Annotated in this window: 12 protein-coding genes; 4 read left to right on the plus strand and 8 right to left on the minus strand. The window is 71.6% G+C overall.

Annotated features, from left to right (window positions below; genetic code table 11):
• Positions 1–539: 539 nt before the first annotated feature.
• From ABT061_RS14825 to ABT061_RS14840, 4 genes are all read left to right on the plus strand, one after another.
• Positions 540–3,167: an AAA family ATPase gene (locus ABT061_RS14825; RefSeq protein WP_350916738.1), complete on the plus strand. Its 2,628-nt coding sequence runs from the start codon at positions 540–542 to the stop codon at positions 3,165–3,167.
• Between the two features lie 48 nt (positions 3,168–3,215).
• Positions 3,216–4,127, plus strand: a complete 912-nt coding sequence (locus ABT061_RS14830) for an oxidoreductase (protein WP_350916740.1) — start codon at positions 3,216–3,218, stop codon at positions 4,125–4,127.
• 335 nt (positions 4,128–4,462) lie between these two features.
• Complete coding sequence (locus ABT061_RS14835; RefSeq protein WP_350916743.1) at positions 4,463–5,044, plus strand: hypothetical protein; 582 nt, start codon at positions 4,463–4,465, stop codon at positions 5,042–5,044.
• Between the two features lie 19 nt (positions 5,045–5,063).
• Positions 5,064–5,615, plus strand: coding sequence for a hypothetical protein (locus ABT061_RS14840; protein WP_350916746.1), 552 nt, complete (start codon positions 5,064–5,066; stop codon positions 5,613–5,615).
• Between the two features lie 124 nt (positions 5,616–5,739).
• On the opposite strand, the gene ABT061_RS14845 is transcribed toward ABT061_RS14840, so the two are convergent.
• The 8 genes from ABT061_RS14845 to ABT061_RS14880 all read right to left on the minus strand — a co-directional run bounded on the left by ABT061_RS14845 (position 5,740) and on the right by ABT061_RS14880 (position 15,339).
• The gene (locus ABT061_RS14845; protein WP_350916748.1) at positions 5,740–7,734 is read right to left on the minus strand and encodes a prolyl oligopeptidase family serine peptidase; all 1,995 of its coding nucleotides are present in this window, start codon (positions 7,732–7,734) and stop codon (positions 5,740–5,742) included.
• Positions 7,735–7,781: 47 nt separating this feature from the next.
• Positions 7,782–9,473 (minus strand): ATP-binding cassette domain-containing protein, encoded by a 1,692-nt coding sequence (locus ABT061_RS14850; protein WP_350916751.1) that lies wholly within the window; start codon positions 9,471–9,473, stop codon positions 7,782–7,784.
• 55 nt (positions 9,474–9,528) lie between these two features.
• On the minus strand, positions 9,529–11,271 hold the full coding sequence (locus ABT061_RS14855) for an ABC transporter ATP-binding protein (protein WP_350916754.1): 1,743 nt from the start codon (positions 11,269–11,271) through the stop codon (positions 9,529–9,531).
• A gap of 71 nt (positions 11,272–11,342) precedes the next feature.
• Positions 11,343–11,474, minus strand: coding sequence for a SapB/AmfS family lanthipeptide (locus tag ABT061_RS14860; RefSeq protein ID WP_326641550.1), 132 nt, complete (start codon positions 11,472–11,474; stop codon positions 11,343–11,345).
• Between the two features lie 49 nt (positions 11,475–11,523).
• On the minus strand, positions 11,524–11,655 hold the full coding sequence (locus tag ABT061_RS14865) for a SapB/AmfS family lanthipeptide (protein ID WP_326641550.1): 132 nt from the start codon (positions 11,653–11,655) through the stop codon (positions 11,524–11,526).
• Positions 11,656–11,704: 49 nt separating this feature from the next.
• Complete coding sequence (locus ABT061_RS14870; protein ID WP_350916758.1) at positions 11,705–11,836, minus strand: SapB/AmfS family lanthipeptide; 132 nt, start codon at positions 11,834–11,836, stop codon at positions 11,705–11,707.
• A gap of 4 nt (positions 11,837–11,840) precedes the next feature.
• The gene (gene lanKC, locus ABT061_RS14875) at positions 11,841–14,477 is read right to left on the minus strand and encodes a class III lanthionine synthetase LanKC (protein WP_350916760.1); all 2,637 of its coding nucleotides are present in this window, start codon (positions 14,475–14,477) and stop codon (positions 11,841–11,843) included.
• A 148-nt stretch (positions 14,478–14,625) separates the two neighbouring features.
• The gene (locus ABT061_RS14880) at positions 14,626–15,339 is read right to left on the minus strand and encodes a sensor histidine kinase (protein WP_350916763.1); all 714 of its coding nucleotides are present in this window, start codon (positions 15,337–15,339) and stop codon (positions 14,626–14,628) included.
• Positions 15,340–15,567: the final 228 nt, after the last annotated feature.

Raw genomic sequence — 15,567 nt, forward strand, 5'->3', positions numbered from 1 at the left:
TGTTGCCTTTCTTTGGCTGCCACTCGTAATGAGGGCTGAAAACAGGACTCTGACTGTACACGACCATGCCGGACAATGACCCGGATGTTTGCCACGTGATTGGCGACCAAAGAGGCCAAATGCGACCAATGGAATAATTGCCATTAAACGCCAAATAGCCTAATTGTTCAGGCTGTTTGCGTCACTGCTCTGGTCGGTCGTTCACCGGATGGACGGTGTGAAATGCGGTGAGCGCTGGGTTTGGTGATGGCGCTCAGCTGTCCGGGGCCGGGTCGATCGAGGCTGTGGCGGGTGGTCCGCATGTCGGCGGCGCGTTTGCTCCGGGCGTCCGGGGAGGGGCCGACGATCGGCGGCAGCGGTCCGCGGAACCCGCGATGACGTTCGAGGCCGACCTCGCGCGGTCGCGGCATGGGTGCAGGAAGAGCCACTGCCCGACGACGAGCGCGGGAAAGGTTGGACGGGCGTGCCGACAAGAGCTACGCTACTGGTCGCTCATGGTACGGAACACACACATCTGCCGGTTAATTGTATCACGAGGAGTGCTGTTGTCAAGCGAGGCGCTGCGTGCGGAGCAGGAGTACGTGTCAATGCTGTACGGCCGCCTCGACGAGCTCCGCGAACACGTCACCGGACGGCTGACCCAGGTGCTCACGACGTCCAGTGGCAATGCCCAGGCACGTGTCGAGAAGGACGCCGCGCACGCCGCCTACGCCGAACGCCTCGCCCGGCTCAACGCGGCCGAGCACGGCCTGTGCTTCGGGCGGCTCGACATGCTCGACGGCGAGTGCCGCCACATCGGCAGGATGGGCATGCTCGGCGATGCCGGGGACGACGGGGACGACGGGGACGACGAGGACACGGCCCCGCTGCTCATCGACTGGCGGGCGCCGGCCGCCCGCCCGTTCTACCTCGCCACCGCGGTCACGTCGGAGGGCGTCCGGCTGCGCCGGCACATCAAGGACCGCGACCGCACGGTGATCGAGGTCCACGACGAGCTGCTCGATCTCGAATCCGCGGCAGGGGCCAGGCACGAGGGGCTGGCGGGCGAGGCCACCCTGCTGGCCGCCCTGAACGCCGGCCGGACCGGCCGGATGACCGACATCGTCCAGACGATCCAGGCCGAGCAGGATCGCATCATCCGGTCCGAGCACACCGGAGTGCTCGTCGTGCAGGGGGGACCGGGGACGGGAAAGACCGCGGTGGCGCTGCACCGTGCGGCCTACCTGCTCTACACCCGCCGGCGGCAGCTGGCACGGCGGGTGGTGCTGGTCATCGGACCGAACGCCACGTTCCTGCGCTACATCGGGAACGTGCTTCCCACGCTGGGCGAGACGAGCGTGCTCCTGTCGACCATCGGCGGGCTGTATCCCGGGGTGACCGCGGAACGGGAGGAGACGCCCGAGACCGCCGAGGTGAAGGGCCGGTCGGCGATGGCCGAGGTGGTCGCCGCCGCCGTACGCGACCGCGAGTGGGTGCCGGAGGACCACCTGGAGGTGGAGTACGAGAGACAGACGCTGCGCCTGGACCGGCAGACCTGCGAACGGGCACGCGACCTGGCGCGGGACTCTCTGTCCCCGCACAACCCGGCCAGGCCGCTCGTGGTCCGGGAGATCAGCAGAGCTCTCGCCGAGCAGTACGCCGAACGCGTCGGCACCGATCCGTTCGACGGTGAGCTCCTGCTGGACGACGACCAGGTGGAGAGCATCCGCCGGGAGATGCTCACCGACGAGGCGGTCCTGGCCGCACTCGATGAGCTGTGGCCCGACCTGACGCCGCAGCGACTGCTCACGGATCTGTTCGGCTCCCCGGATCGCATCGCCTCCGCGGCACCGGGTTTCACCCCCGAGGATCGGGCGCTGCTGCTACGGGAGCCCGGCGGTGGCTGGTCGCCCGCCGATGTGCCGCTGCTGGACGAGGCGGCCGAGCTGCTCGGTGAGGACACCCGGGCGGAGCGGATCCTCAAGGAGTACGAACGGCGTGAGCGGGTCTCCTACGCCCAGGGGGTGCTGGACGTCGCGATGGGTTCGCGGGCCACCGACCTGGAGGACGACCAGGAGGCCGAGATGCTCACGGTCAACGACCTGGTCGACGCGGAGGCGCTCGCCGAGCGGCACCAGGAGGCGGACCACCGCACCTCGGCCGAGCGCGCGGCGGCCGACCGGACCTGGACATTCGGCCACGTGATCGTTGACGAGGCGCAGGAGTTGTCGGAGATGGCCTGGCGGCTGCTGATGCGGAGATGCCCGGCCAAGTCGATGACCGTCGTCGGCGACACGGCGCAGAGCGGCGATCTGGCCGGCACCCTGTCGTGGGGACGGGTGCTGGACCCCTACGTCAAGGGGCGCTGGCGGCTTGAGAACCTCACCCGGAACTACCGGGTGCCGGCTGAGATCATGGCCGTCGCCGCCGATGTGCTGGCGGAGATCGACGCCGGCCTTGAGGCGCCCGTCTCGGTACGGGAGAGCGGTGTCGAGCCCTGGGGGCTCCGCGTGCCGCCGGAGGAACTCACCGACCGGCTGATCGAGGTCGTCGCGATCGAGGCCGCCGGGCTGATCGATCGGCGGCTGGCGGTCATCACGCCGGACTCGCTGCTGGAACCGCTCGGCCTCGCGATCGCGGCGGGGGTGCCGGAGGCGTCCGTCGGTGAGGCTCCCGGTGCGCCCAGCCCCGTCGTCGTGCTGAACGTCAGGCAGGCCAAGGGCCTGGAGTTCGACGAGGTGCTGGTGGTCGAGCCGGGCCTGATCGTCGCCGAGTCGCCACGCGGGCTCAACGACCTGTACGTCGCCCTGACCCGTGCCACCCAGCGGCTGGGGGTGCTGCACAGCACGGAGCTCCCGCTGCCGTCCCGGGTGGAGGGCGAGGCCTCGATCACCGCGACGGACTGCTCGGCACCCCGCCTCCTGCCGGCTTCGCCGCCCTGTCCCAGCAGATCCGCACCGCATGGACCTCTTTCGCCGCTACCGGCGACCCCGGCTGGCTGCCCTTCGACACCCACCTCGGCTCCACCCGCATCTGGGACATCACCCCCACCGACACCGCTTATCCCGTACCGGACTCCCACCGCATCTGGGGGCGGACACAGCCGTCTCCCACAGCGCCAAGGTGAGTGGGAGCGTGAAACGACGAAGCCCTGCCCCGTCGACGGAGCTGGCAGACTTCGACCTTGACCTCCTCCCCATGCCTGAAGGCGGGGCCTCCACGCTCAAGGAGATTCGATGACCGCAAAGACGATCACCGCTGCGGCAGCGGGCAGCTTCGAGCTCGGTGACCTGCCGGTCAACCGGATCGGGTTCGGCGCGATGCGCCTGACGCAGCACGGCACGGTGTTCGGGAACAGCGCCCCGAGCGACCGTGACCGGGCGATCACCGTGCTGCGCCGCGCGGTCGAGCTCGGGGTGAACCACATCGACACCGCGGCCTTCTACTTCTCGGCGCTGCGCTCGGCGAACGAGCTGATCAACCACGCGCTGGCGCCGTACCCCGATGATCTGGTCATCGTCACCAAGGTCGGGCCGGGCCGGGATCCGTCGGGTGAGTGGCTGTGGGCCAGGCCGGAGCAGCTGCGTGGCCAGGTCGAGGAGAACCTGCGCCAGCTCGGCCGGGACCACCTCGACGTGGTGAACCTGCGCATCCCGCGGAGCCTGGCGACCGGCTCGATCGCCGGGCATTTCGGCGCGCTGGCCGACCTGCGCGACGCCGGGCTGATCCGGCACCTGGGCATCTCCAACGTCACGCCCGCACACCTCGCCGAGGCCCAGGCCATCGCGCCGGTGGTCTGCGTGCAGAACGCCTACGGCATCGGCGCACGGCCCGAGGACCACGAGTTCCTACGTATCTGCGGGGAGCAGGGGGTGGCGTTCGTACCGTTCTTCGCGATCGCCGGTGCCGGGCGCGAGGCGGGTGCGGGGGTCACCGACAGCGAGGAGGTGTTCGCCGTCGCACGCGCGCACGGCGTGACGGCCGCGCAGGTCCGGCTGGCCTGGACGTTGCAGCGCGGACCACATGTGCTGGCCATCCCCGGCACCGGCGACCCCGATCACCTGACCGACAACGTGGCCGCCGGCGCCCTGCGGCTCTCACCGGATGAGATGACCCGCCTCGACTCCCTCCACCAGAGTGGGGAGTGAGTAAAAGACCGAACTACCGGCACTGGCGTGTGTCAGGGAATCGGACATACCACCCCCGGCGCAGCAAGCATGGCCGACGTGTGCGGTGTGAGCGGTTACCACGACACCCCGAACGACTGACCAGGCGAAACAACGGAGCCCCGGTCCCTGCGGAAACGGGGGCCGGGGTTTCGTCCTGTCGGCGGATTCGGCAGATGACGCGGAGTCGTCCGCAAGCGGGCGGATAGTTGATCACCCGTCAGGCGGATGCCCTCTCCACTGCGCGCGACTCATACTTTGGCCCGCACTGCGCGGTCTCTCTGGCCGTATTCGCACGGGGAAAGGAACCCAGCAAGATGAGGACGTACAGCAAGGCAGTACACGCCGCGGTGGTGGCCGCTTCGGCGGCGGCCCTGGCCGTGGTCTCGCCCGCACCGGCCGCGTTCGCGGCGGAGGTGACGATCAGGGTCGTACCGGCCTACTCCGCGACCAAGCCGGAACCTTCCCACAAGTTCGTCTGCCCCACCAACCAGGTGCTCACGGGGCGGTCGCACTACGGGGACGAGAACGCCGACACGACGTACACCTGCAGTTGGATTTTCATCAACGACGAGCAGGTACAGGTGAGCATCGGTGACTGGAGCCTGCGCTACACGGAGAGCAACTCCAACTACTCCTCCCCGCCGGACCAGGCGCTCGTCGGGCGCATGCACGTCTGGGACGAGAACGGCGATACCTGGTACCTCCCGGCCTCCCTGTCGTGGCGGGGGCAGACGGTGCGGCTGATCGATCCGGTGTGGACCGGCAACCTCAAGGAGAGCAAGCACAACTACCAGACCGACACCGAGGGGAGGCGGGTCCTGATCGGCCGTGCGCACTCGGGGGACGAGAACGGCTACACCCGCTACCAGCACGCCTACGTGACCCTCGACGCCTGACCCCGGAAAGGAGGACGACATGAAGAAGTTCGCGTTCGCCGCGCTGGCGCTCGTCGCCGTCGCGGCGCTGAACATCCCGATCCCGGCCTCGGCCGCGACGATCAAGGTCGAGTACGTCTACAGCGGAACCGTGAAGGAGTCGGGGGTCGAGTTCGTCTGCCCGGCGGGCCAGGTCATGACCGGGCGGTCGCACATCGGGGACGAGAACGCCGACACCACCTACCAGTGCAGTTGGATCTTCATCGACGGCGTGCGGGTGGACGTGTTCACCGGCGACTGGTTCGGCTACGTGAAGGAGAACGGATTTAACTTCTCCGCCCCGCTCGACCAGGCGATCGTCGGGCGCTGGCACCACGGTGACGAGAACGGCAAAACCGAGTACAAGACCGGGGCTCTTTACCTGCAGGGGCGCCAGGTCCGCATCACCGGCCGGACGTGGACGGGTTCCTACACGGAGAGCGGCCACACCACGGAGGCCGGTTTCAACCAGGTCATGACGGGGCGCTACCACACCGGTGACGAGAACGGCAAGACGTACTACCAGTACGGAACGGTGACGTTCGCGGGCTGACAAGGCCGATCGCCGCCGCCTACCCCCCCCGGGCGGCGGTCTTGTCGCAGCGGCGACAATCCTTCCCGGCCACTATCCGCCCTCCTGACCTCAGGACCGGGAACTCACTTTGCCGGTCCCGGCTTCACGTATGGAGGTTCAGGCCGGTGTGAGCGGCGAGGAAGGTGAGCATGTCGGCGGCCAGGGCGATTGCGCGGCCGGTTGCGCGGGAGCCGTGGCCGACGTCCCCCTCGTGGCGGAGCAGGATCGGCCGTGAGCCCGAGGTCGCCCACTGCAGGGCCGCGCACATCTTGCGCGCGTGCAGGGGATCGACGCGGGAGTCGCCGCCGAAGGTGGTCAGCAGGGTCGCCGGGTAGTCGACGCCCTCGGTGACGCGGTGGTAGGGGGAGTAGCCCAGCAGCCGGCCCAGCTGCTCGGGGTCGTCGGCCGAGCCGTACTCCGAACGCCAGGCCGGGCCGAGCCCCGAGCGTTCGTAGCGGACCATGTCGAGCAGCGGTGCCGAGCAGACCGCGGCGGCGAACAGGTCGGGGCGCTGGGTCAGCGCGGCGCCGACCAGCAGCCCGCCGTTGGACTCGCCGCAGGCGCCCAGCTGCGCGGGAGTGGTCCAGCCGCCGGAGACGAGCGCCTCGGCCGCCGCCGCGAAGTCGTCGAAGACGTTCTGCTTGCGCTCCAGCATGCCGTCGCGGTGCCAGGCGGCGCCCTCCTCGCCGCCGCCGCGCAGCTGGGCGAGGGCGAACACCCCGCCGGCCTCGACCCAGGGCAGGATGTAGCCGGAGTACGAGGGGGTGAGCGAGAGCCCGAAGCCGCCGTAGCCGTACAGGATCGTGGGCCGGGGGCCCGAGCCGGGCCGTGCCAGCACGACCATCCGCACCGGGGTGCCGTCCGCCGAGGCGAAGACCACCTGCCGGGCCTCCAGCTCCGGCACCTGCACCGCGCCGGGCGCGGCGCTCCACAGCGAGGTCTGCCCGGTACGGGTGTCATAGCGGTGCACGCTCGGCGGAGTGACGCTGTCGGTGTAGGCGAACCAGACCTCGTGGCCGCCCTCGGGGCGGGTGGACATCGCGCCGGCCGAGCCGAGCCCCGGCAGCGGCACCAGGCCGCGCCGCTCCCCGGTCGCCAGGTCGTGGACGCTGATCTCGCCGACCGCGTGCCGGGTCCAGCCGACGAGCAGCGTCTGTCCGGCGATCGCGAACTCGCCGATCACCGCCTGCCGGTCCTCGCCGACCAGCTCGATCCAGTGCTCGGTGCCAGGCCGCGCGGGGTCGGCCACGCAGAGCCGTCCCCGTGGCGCGTCCAGGGTGGTGAGCAGGTACAGGCGCCCGTCGCGGCCGACCGCGGGCATCGTCACCGCGCCCGCCGCCCGCTGGACGACCCGCAGGTCAGGGCGCTCGGGGGAGGAGGTGGACAGGTCGGCCAGCCAGAGGTCGTTGCCGTCGTCCGCCGCCGCCGAGACGGTCAGCCAGCGCCCGTTGTAGCTGATCCCCAGCCCGTAGGAGCGGTCCTCGCCCATGATCACGGCATCGTCCTCGGCCGGGGTGCCGAGCCGGTGCAGGCGGACCTGGCGGGCGCGGACGTAGAAGAACGCCTTACCGTCGGGCAGCCACGCCACCGGCGCGTACCGGCAGCGGTCGATCGGGCCGTCGACCACCCGCCGGGTGGCGACGTCCATCACCCGCAGCTCCGAGTGCTCGTCGCCGTGCGTGGAGAGCTGGTAGGCCACCAGCCGGCCGTCCGAGTCGGGCTGCCAGTGGTCGAGCGTGGTCAGCCCGCTCGGGTCCAGCTCCACCGGGTCGATCAGCGCCTCCTCGACCCCGTCGGGGCCGGTGCGATAGAGGACCGCGTGCTCCTGGTCGGCCGTACGGCGCAGCAGGAACCGGCTCCCACCGCGCCACATCGGCACGCCGGCCATCCCGGCGCCGGTCAGCGCGGCCACCCGCGCGTGCCACAGGTCGCGCCCGGGCAGCGCGGCGGCGTGGCCGCGCCACAGCTCCTCCTGGGCGGACATCCAGCCCCGCGTCTCCGGGCTGTCCGCGTCTTCCAGCCAGCGGTACGGGTCGGGCACCAGGTGGCCGTGCAGGCGGTCGACGACCGGTTGCCGCTCGGCGGGAGGATAGATCATCGAATCTCCTTCGGCGTGGACACCCAGGGCTCTGGCTTCAGGGAGAGTCAAGGCACCAGCTCCTGTCTGCTCGACGGATTCCACTGTCCGGCCAGGTCGGCGTAGAGCGGGGAGGCGGCGAGCATCTCCTCGTGCGTGCCCAGCCGGACGCTGGTGCCGTCCATCACGAGGATCCGCCGCGCCCGCAGGGCGGAGGTCAGCCGGTGGGCGATGACCAGGAGCGTGCCGTCCCGGCGGGCGAACGCCTGCTCCGCACGGGCCTCGGCCGCCGGGTCCAGATGGCAGGTCGCCTCGTCGAGGATCACCAGCCGGGCCGGGGCCAGGTAGGCGCGGGCCAGGGCGATCAACTGCTGCTCGGCGGGTGAGAGCAGGCCGGAGTCGATCTCGGCGGAGTAGCCGCCCAGCCGCGCCACCAGGTTCGTCAGGCCGACCGCGGCCACGGCCTCGTCCACCGCCTCCTTCGGGGCGTCGGACAGGTAGGTCAGGTTCTCCAGCAGGGAGCCGCGGAAGACGTACGCCTGCTGGGGGATGAGCACCCGGTCGGCGGGATCGAGGCGGTCGGCGGGCACGCCGCCCACCACGACCTGGCCGGAGCCCGGCAGCAGCACGCCGGTCAGCAGCGCGGCGAGGGTGGACTTGCCGATGCCGCTCGGCCCGACCACGGCGATGTGGTCCCCCTCGGGGACCGACAGGTCGAGGCGGTCGATCACCGGTTCGGCGTGCGGGCCGTAGGCGAACGTCACGCCGCGCAGCTCGGCACCTCCGCTCTCGGCCGTGAGCCGTCCGCGTGCCCGTACGGGCGGGTCGCCGTCACGCAGCAGCCGGTCGAGTGCCACCCGGAGCCGGACGCCGTTGATCCCCAGCCCCTCCACAAGGTTGCCGAGCGCGGGCGCCAGCGACTGGGTGACGTAGGCCAGCGCGCCCAGGATCACCCCGGCGCCCGCGCCCCCGCGGAGCAGCCAGGGGGTCCCGGCCAGCACCAGCAGTACCGGCAGCCAGCCGCCCACCGCCAGCGACGCGGTGCGCAGCGCGGTCACCCGCGCCAGCGACCTGGCCGCGCGGGCCTGCTCGGTCACCCGGAGGCCGACGTCACCCGCGACCCGCTCCTCGGCCCGGCAGGCGGTGATGTCGCGCAGCCCGCCCACCATGCCGGCCAGCGCCTCGGCGGTACGCTCGTCGGCCAGGATGAAGTCCCGCTGCCGCCTGGCCAGGGCACGCAGCGACAGTGAGAAGAGGACGAGGCCCGCGCAGAACGGCGGCAGCACCAGCGCGAGCACCCCGGGGACGAGGGTCGCCAGCCCGAGCACCACGCTCACCACGGTGAACGCGAACGACCTGACCACGGTGATGACCGAGGCGAAGGCGTCACGGGCCAGCTCGACCTGGAGGTTGGCGCGGGCCACCGCTCCCGCCCCCGGCCCCTGCCCGGAGGCGGCCGAGTGGCGCAGCGCGTCGTCGACGACATGCGCGAGCAGTTCCTCGCGGAACGGCTCCACGATCGCGGCGACGGCAAGTACCACCTGACGCGCGCCGACGGCGGCCAGCAGCCAGGCACCGCCGAGCAGGGCCAGCCAGGCGAACCCGGTCGCGGGGCGTCCCGCGCCGAAGCCGTCGTCGATCGCCCGTGCGATGGCCAGGCCGATGACCAGCGCGGGCGCGGTCTCCGCCACGGACCAGCCCGCGAGCCTGACCAGCTGGTACGGGTCCCTGGTGAGCGCCCGCCGGATGGGCCGCTTCACCGGGCGCCCTCCCGGAAGACGGCGCCGTCCCGGAGCCGGTACGGGTCTGTGGCGGTCATGAGGCACCCGCCTGGAAGACGGCGCGGTAGGCCGGGTCGGCCCAGAGGGCATGGTGGCTGCCGCAGGCGCGTACCCGGCCGCCGTCCAGCCAGATCACCCGGTCGGCGGTCGCGGCGGTCGCCACCCGGTGGGTCACGATCAGACGGGTGCGGTCGCGCAGCTCCCCGGACAGTGCCCGGGCGACCTGGCGCTCGGTGACGGTGTCCAGGCTTGAGGTGGCGTCGTCCAGGATGAGCAGGCGCCGCCCCTGCGCGAAGGCGCGGGCCAGGCCGAGCCTTTGCCGCTCACCGCCGGACATGGGCGCCTCCTGTAGTGGCGTGTCGTATCCGAGCGGGAGGCGCCGGACGAAGGTGTCGGCGCGGGCCGCCCGCGCGGCGGCCCGCACGATCTCCCTGTTCGCGCCTGGTTGTTCGACCCGGCTGCCTCCGGTGCGGCGGCCGTGGCGACCGGTGCCGGGGGCACGGGCGGGGGTGTCGGTGCCCAGGGCGATCGCGGCGGCGACGGTGTCGCCGAGCAGGACCGGGCGCTCGAAGGCGTACCCGACGGCCCTGCGGAGCGCCTCGCGGGAGAGTTCCGGCAGCGGGACGCCATCGAGGTGGACCGTGCCGTGGCGCGGGTCCACCAGCCGTCCGGCGACCGCGGCGAGCAGCGACTTGCCGGCGCCTGAGCGGCCGACCACGGCCACCGCCTGCCCGCCGGGGATGACGAGGTCCAGCTCGCGCAGGCCGCCCGCGTCCACGCCGCGGAGCTCCAGCGTGCCGGGGCCCGGCGGCAGCGGCCGTGTGCCGTAGGCCCGGGGGCTCTCGGCGACCAGCTCGTCCACCCTGGCGGCGGCGGCCCGCGCCCGGGCCAGGCGGCCGACGTAGCCAAGCGCCGAGCCGAGGCCGGCGCCGAGCACGACGTAGCGGGCGGCGGCGTACAACTCGCCGGCCGTGAGGTCTCCGGCGGCCAGTCGCAGCCCGCCCACCCCGAGCACGGCGACCTCCAGCAGCGGGACCACGGCACCGGCCTGCACGCCGGCCCGCGCGTTGGCCCGCCACATGGCCATGGCATGCCTGCGCAGCAGGGGCAGCGCGGTCAGCACCCGCGCCCGCTCCCGATCGGCGGTACCGGCCGCGGCGATCGTACGGGCCCCGGCGAGCGCGTCGACGAGACGGGCGGCGATGTCGCCCTGCGCCGCCTGGTAGTCGCCCGCGATCGCGGTGCTCACGGTGAGGAAGGCCCGCAGGACGAGCGCGATGAGGACGAGCCCGACGACCAGCGTCGCGGTCAGCAGGGGGTCGATGAGGGTGAGGGCCACGATGCCGCCCGCGGTGGGGATGACCAGCGCCGCCCCGGTGACGAGCGACTCGGGGACGTGCCCGATCTCCTCGGTGTTCAGGCCCATCCGGGTGACCAGGTCCCCCTCGGGGAACCGGCGGGTGATCGCCGGCCCGATGCCGAGGACGCCGCGCACCACCCGTTCCCTGAGCCAGGCCGAGGAGCGCGCGCCGCTCGATCCCGAGGCCCAGACGCCGAGGGTGTCGCAGGCCACGGTCAGGATCACCACGCCCGCGCAGGTGCCGAGCCAGGTCGCCGCGTCCGTGCCGCCGGCCACGAGCTCGTCGACGGTCCTGCCCAGCACCAGCGGGAGCGCGAGCTGGGCGAACGCGCCCAGCACGGAGGTGACCGCGAGGACGGCCAGCCAGGGTCCGCCACGTCGTACGGTCTCGGCCACCAGCCGGTCGGCTGCCCGCACGGTCCCTCCTTCCTGGAATGGGTGTGCCCGGGGCGGCCGCCGTCGCTGGCCGTCCCGGGCACGGGGTCTCACTAGTGGCAGAGCAGCAGGCTCAGGTTGCTGGGCCGGCCGGACTGGCAGCCCAGGACGGTGAGGGTGCTGCCGCCACCGCCGCCGTGGCCGCCGCCGGGGGTCTCCAGGGACTGCAGGTCGAGAAGGACCATGGGAATGGCTCCGTTTCTAGGTTCTCTGGGTTTTCGTGGAACGGGAGGACTAGTGGCAGAGCAGCAGGCTCAGGTTGCTGGGCCGGCCGGACTGGCAGCCCAGGACGGTGAGGGTGCTGCCACCGCCGCCGCCGTGGCCGCCGCCGGGGGTCTCCAGGGACTGCAGGTCGAGAAGGACCATGGGAATGGCTCCGTTTCTAGGTTCTCTGGGTTTTCGTGGAACGGGAGGACTAGTGGCAGAGCAGCAGGCTCAGGTTGCTGGGCCGGCCGGACTGGCAGCCCAGGACGGTGAGGGTGCTGCCACCGCCGCCGCCGGAGCCGCCACCGGGGGTTTCCAGGGACTGCAGGTCGAGAAGAACCATGTCGTTACACCTCCTTCGGTGAGTCGCAGGAGCCAAACCGCCCGGCGGGTCCGTGCGCGGACGCCCAGGCAGGGGCGTTCGTGCCGCCGGGCGGCTCGATGAAGGGGAGGAACGCCGGCCGGTCGTGCAGCACGGCGCTCATCGCGAACAGGACTCCGGCCGTGCCGGTCGCGAAGTCCATGGAGAGCCTGAGCAACTGGTCGCCGGGGAAGGCCAGCCCGCCGCCGTGGGGCAGCGCGTGCCAGCCGAGCCCGCGCAGCTGCGCGGCCAGGTCTGGGTGGTCGGTGTGGGGGGCCTCGGGGCTCAGGCCCCAGCCGAGGGCGGCGAGCACGCCGCTCCTGCCGGTGAACAGGCCGGACTGCACGAAGTACCGTCCCCGGGTGACGAGCCGGCAGCCGTCGAGCGCGGTGCGGAGGTCCGCGTCGTGGCGGTGGGCCAGGTAGCGGGCGAGCACCATGCCGATGCCCACGGACCCCTCGTCCAGGTAGGGCAGTGTGCGCCAGCCCTGGTTGACCTGGAGGGTTCCGTCCTCGCCGGTGACGCAGCGCCGCAGGTCCTGCCGGAGTGCCACGGCCGCCCGGTCGAGCAGCGACGTGTCGCCGGTGCGCTCGTAGGCGTGCAGGAAGAGAAGGGCGGGCCCGGAGGAGCCGTACATCAGCCCGGCGCGGGGATGGCTGCCGCCGCTGATCTTCGGCACGTCGTCGGGCCCGCCCAGCCTGTCGGAGCAGATGTCGACGATCCGCAGGGCAAGGTCGGCGAAGGTCCGCTCGCCGGTGGTGACGCCCAGATGGAGAAGGTTCAGGCCCATGCCCGCCAGGCCGCCGAACAGCCCCAGCTCCAGCGCCTCCCACTTCTCGCGCAGGCACAGGTCGACGGTGTCGATCGCGTCCTGGCGGTGCCCGAGCAGGTCGAGGACGTAGGCCACGCCGTGCAGCCCGTCGTAGAAGCCGACACCGGTCCCCGGAGCGGGGGCCAGCGCCCTGCGGCGCAGCCAGTCCTCGTGGGCCGGGAGGCGCTCGGCCCCGGTCACCGCCAGCGCGTAGAGCACGCCCGCGGCGCCGTACGCGAGGTTGACGCCCCCGCCGGGCTGGAACTGGGCGACGTCGCCTGGGAAGAGCCGGTCGTCGCGGTCGGGAGTGGCACTCGCCAGGATGGCCCGGGTCATCGCCTCCCTGAGCTCGGGCCAGCCGTCGTGGCCCGGCCTCGGGAACGGTGTGACCGCCGCCGGAGCGGGGCCCGCGACGGTCAGGACCGCCTCGTCGATCACCTCGGGCGGCACGGGAAAGGTCTCGGTGACGAGCCTGGCCAGGTCGACCACCTTGGCGCGGTCGAGCGGCAACATGATCGTGAGCTGGGGGGCGAACAGGCCGAGGCAGAGGCAGGCGAGGGCGTAGCGGTCGACGTCCGTGCCCTGCCGGTCGGCCGGCGCGCCGAATGCCGGATGGGCGAGCGCCGCGCGGCCGCGATCGGTGCTGAAGGTCGCCACCTCGTAGTCGATCAGCACCAGGCGGCCGTCCGCGGTCACCAGGATGTTGTTCGGGTGCAGGTCGCCGAAGACCACCCCGCGTCCGTGCAGGGACTCGATCGCCCGCCGCACCTTGGGAAGCGTGTCGAGCACCCAGGCGGTGTACTCGGCGAGGGCCGCCTCGTCGCAGGTGGCCCTGGTCAGCGGGTATCTCTGCACGAGCTGCCGCTGGAGCGGGTTGCCGTCGACGAACTCCTCGACCAGGAAGTGGTGGCCTCCCAGGGTGAAGTAGTCGATCAGCGCGGGCACCGCGTCCAGCCCGGACAGGTGCTCCAGCATGTCGCGCTCGTGTGCCAGCCGTGCCACGGCGTCCCGGCCGGCGGCGTCGAGGCCGGCGTGCGGGCGGGCCTCCTTCAGCACGACCCGCTCCCCGGTGCGCAGGTCCTCGCCGAGGTAGACGCCGCCGCCGTTGGAGAATTGCATGACGCTCTCGACCCGGTAGGGCAGGCTCTCGGTGGTGACCGCGTTGCGGGCGGCCAGGTGGGGTTCGAGGAAGACGGGCAGCGTCACCCAGGACGGCACTCCGAAGGAGGGCTCGCGCACGTCGGGGACCAGCCGCCCCTCGCCGTCCTCCATGGCCGGCACCAGCTCGCCGTTGCCGGCCAGGCAGCGCCGCGCGGCGAACCCGCCGTACCGTACGAAGAGCGGGCCCTCGCCGTAGCGGAGGTCGCTGAGGATGTACGGCCCCTCGACGCCGGCGAGCAGCTCGTCGAGCTCCTTCAGGGTGAGCTCCAGCTGTGCCTCGTCCACCGGGTAGATCGTCACGAGTTTGCCGCTGGCGCCGCGGGGGGCGGCCTTGGAGTTCAGCATGGTCATGACCGGCAGGCTGCGCAGGAACTTGAACGCGATGCCGCGGGGGACGCAGTAGTCCCAGACCGTCTCCAGGGCGCGCTCGGCGTCCTCGGCGCGGGCCGAGACGTGGATCTTCCAGCCCTGGGCGGGGATGCGGCCCGCGAGCGGCGCGTAGTGCATCCAGGTGTCGGTCGCCTGGTGCTGCCAGCCGTCCGGGACCTCCCGGGCCGCGAGCGCGAAATCGGGGTGGTCGCTCCGCCGGCCGTCAAGCGTGTCGTAAAAAAGCGGGTCCGCCAGGCAATAAAGCTCATACTGGTCATCCACGGCATTCTCCCCTGCTGTCTTCCAGAAGAGAGAATTACGGATAACCCGAGAAACCACTAGTTACAAACTAAACCACTCGTATATGCGAAACGCACAGTGTCGACCGTGAAGGTGGGTGCTACCTGTGCTTTTGTGAGAGACGTGAAGGTTATTCGGAATAATTGCCGGGAACCTCGGCTATCAGGGTGAACCACCCGTCCGCACCGCCCGCCACCTGTACCGTGCCGCCCAGCTCGCCCAGGCGGTGGCGGAGGTTGCCCACCCCGCTGCCGATGTCGCCGCCGGTGGAGGGCGCCTCCCGCCGGGGTGCCCCGTCGTTGACGACGGTCAGGCGTAGCAGGCCGCCGTGCTCGACCAGTTCGATCGCGCACCGCTTCACCTGGCTGTGCCGCAGCATGTTCGTCACGCCCTCGCGCACCACGGCGCCCAGCGCCGCGCTCACGGGCTCGGGCAACTCGTCGGTGTCCACCCGGACCGAGCAGTAGGCTCCGAACCCCTCCATCAGCGCTCTGGCGCGGGCGGCCTCGCCGGGGAACGAAAGCCGGTGGCGGGCCGCGGACACGTTCCGTACGGCGTGCGCGGCCTGCCGTACCGCCTGGAGCACCTCTTCCAGATCCTCGCGCAGGCGTGCGTCGCCGGCGGCCCGCCGGTGGGCCAGTTCTCCCTTGATGGACGCCAGCCAGAGCCAGTGCCCCACGATGTCGTGCATGTCGCGGGCGAACCCCTCGTAGGCCCTGGCGAGGGCGCGCTCCCGCTCGACGCGCAGGCGCCTGATCCGCAGGGTGAGGGCGAGCGTGACGCCCAGAGAGATCAGCAGGATGCCCGCCCCGGCCGTTCCGACGAGGTAGGCGGGGTGTGGCATGAAGCGCCTCTCACAGCGGAAACGATATTCCTTCTAATAAACTCAAAAAGGCGTTAAATGTCAACCGAGAAGGGCGGATTGCCGCTTTGTTTGGAGCTGGGACATAATGATGATGAATGAGCGGAAAATGCGATGATAGAAACTGGATGGCGAGAGGGGTGGCCGCTGGTCAGGGGTTCTCCTGGCGCACGCCGTGCGTCACCGCGAAATCACCTGTGCCGGTCCAGA

Source organism: Streptosporangium sp. NPDC002544 (genome assembly GCF_040295965.1).
Taxonomy (GTDB): Bacteria; Actinomycetota; Actinomycetes; order Streptosporangiales; family Streptosporangiaceae; genus Streptosporangium.

What these genes read in the sequence shown, in the direction of transcription:
- ABT061_RS14830 (WP_350916740.1), top strand. Translation starts at nt 3,216, where the DNA reads ATGACCGCAAAGACGATCACCGCTGCGGCAGCGGGCAGCTTCGAGCTC.
- ABT061_RS14835 (WP_350916743.1), top strand. Translation starts at nt 4,463, where the DNA reads ATGAGGACGTACAGCAAGGCAGTACACGCCGCGGTGGTGGCCGCTTCG.
- ABT061_RS14840 (WP_350916746.1), top strand. Translation starts at nt 5,064, where the DNA reads ATGAAGAAGTTCGCGTTCGCCGCGCTGGCGCTCGTCGCCGTCGCGGCG.
- ABT061_RS14845 (WP_350916748.1), bottom strand. Translation starts at nt 7,734, where the DNA reads ATGATCTATCCTCCCGCCGAGCGGCAACCGGTCGTCGACCGCCTGCAC.
- ABT061_RS14860 (WP_326641550.1), bottom strand. Translation starts at nt 11,474, where the DNA reads ATGGTCCTTCTCGACCTGCAGTCCCTGGAGACCCCCGGCGGCGGCCAC.
- ABT061_RS14865 (WP_326641550.1), bottom strand. Translation starts at nt 11,655, where the DNA reads ATGGTCCTTCTCGACCTGCAGTCCCTGGAGACCCCCGGCGGCGGCCAC.
- ABT061_RS14870 (WP_350916758.1), bottom strand. Translation starts at nt 11,836, where the DNA reads ATGGTTCTTCTCGACCTGCAGTCCCTGGAAACCCCCGGTGGCGGCTCC.
- ABT061_RS14880 (WP_350916763.1), bottom strand. Translation starts at nt 15,339, where the DNA reads ATGCCACACCCCGCCTACCTCGTCGGAACGGCCGGGGCGGGCATCCTG.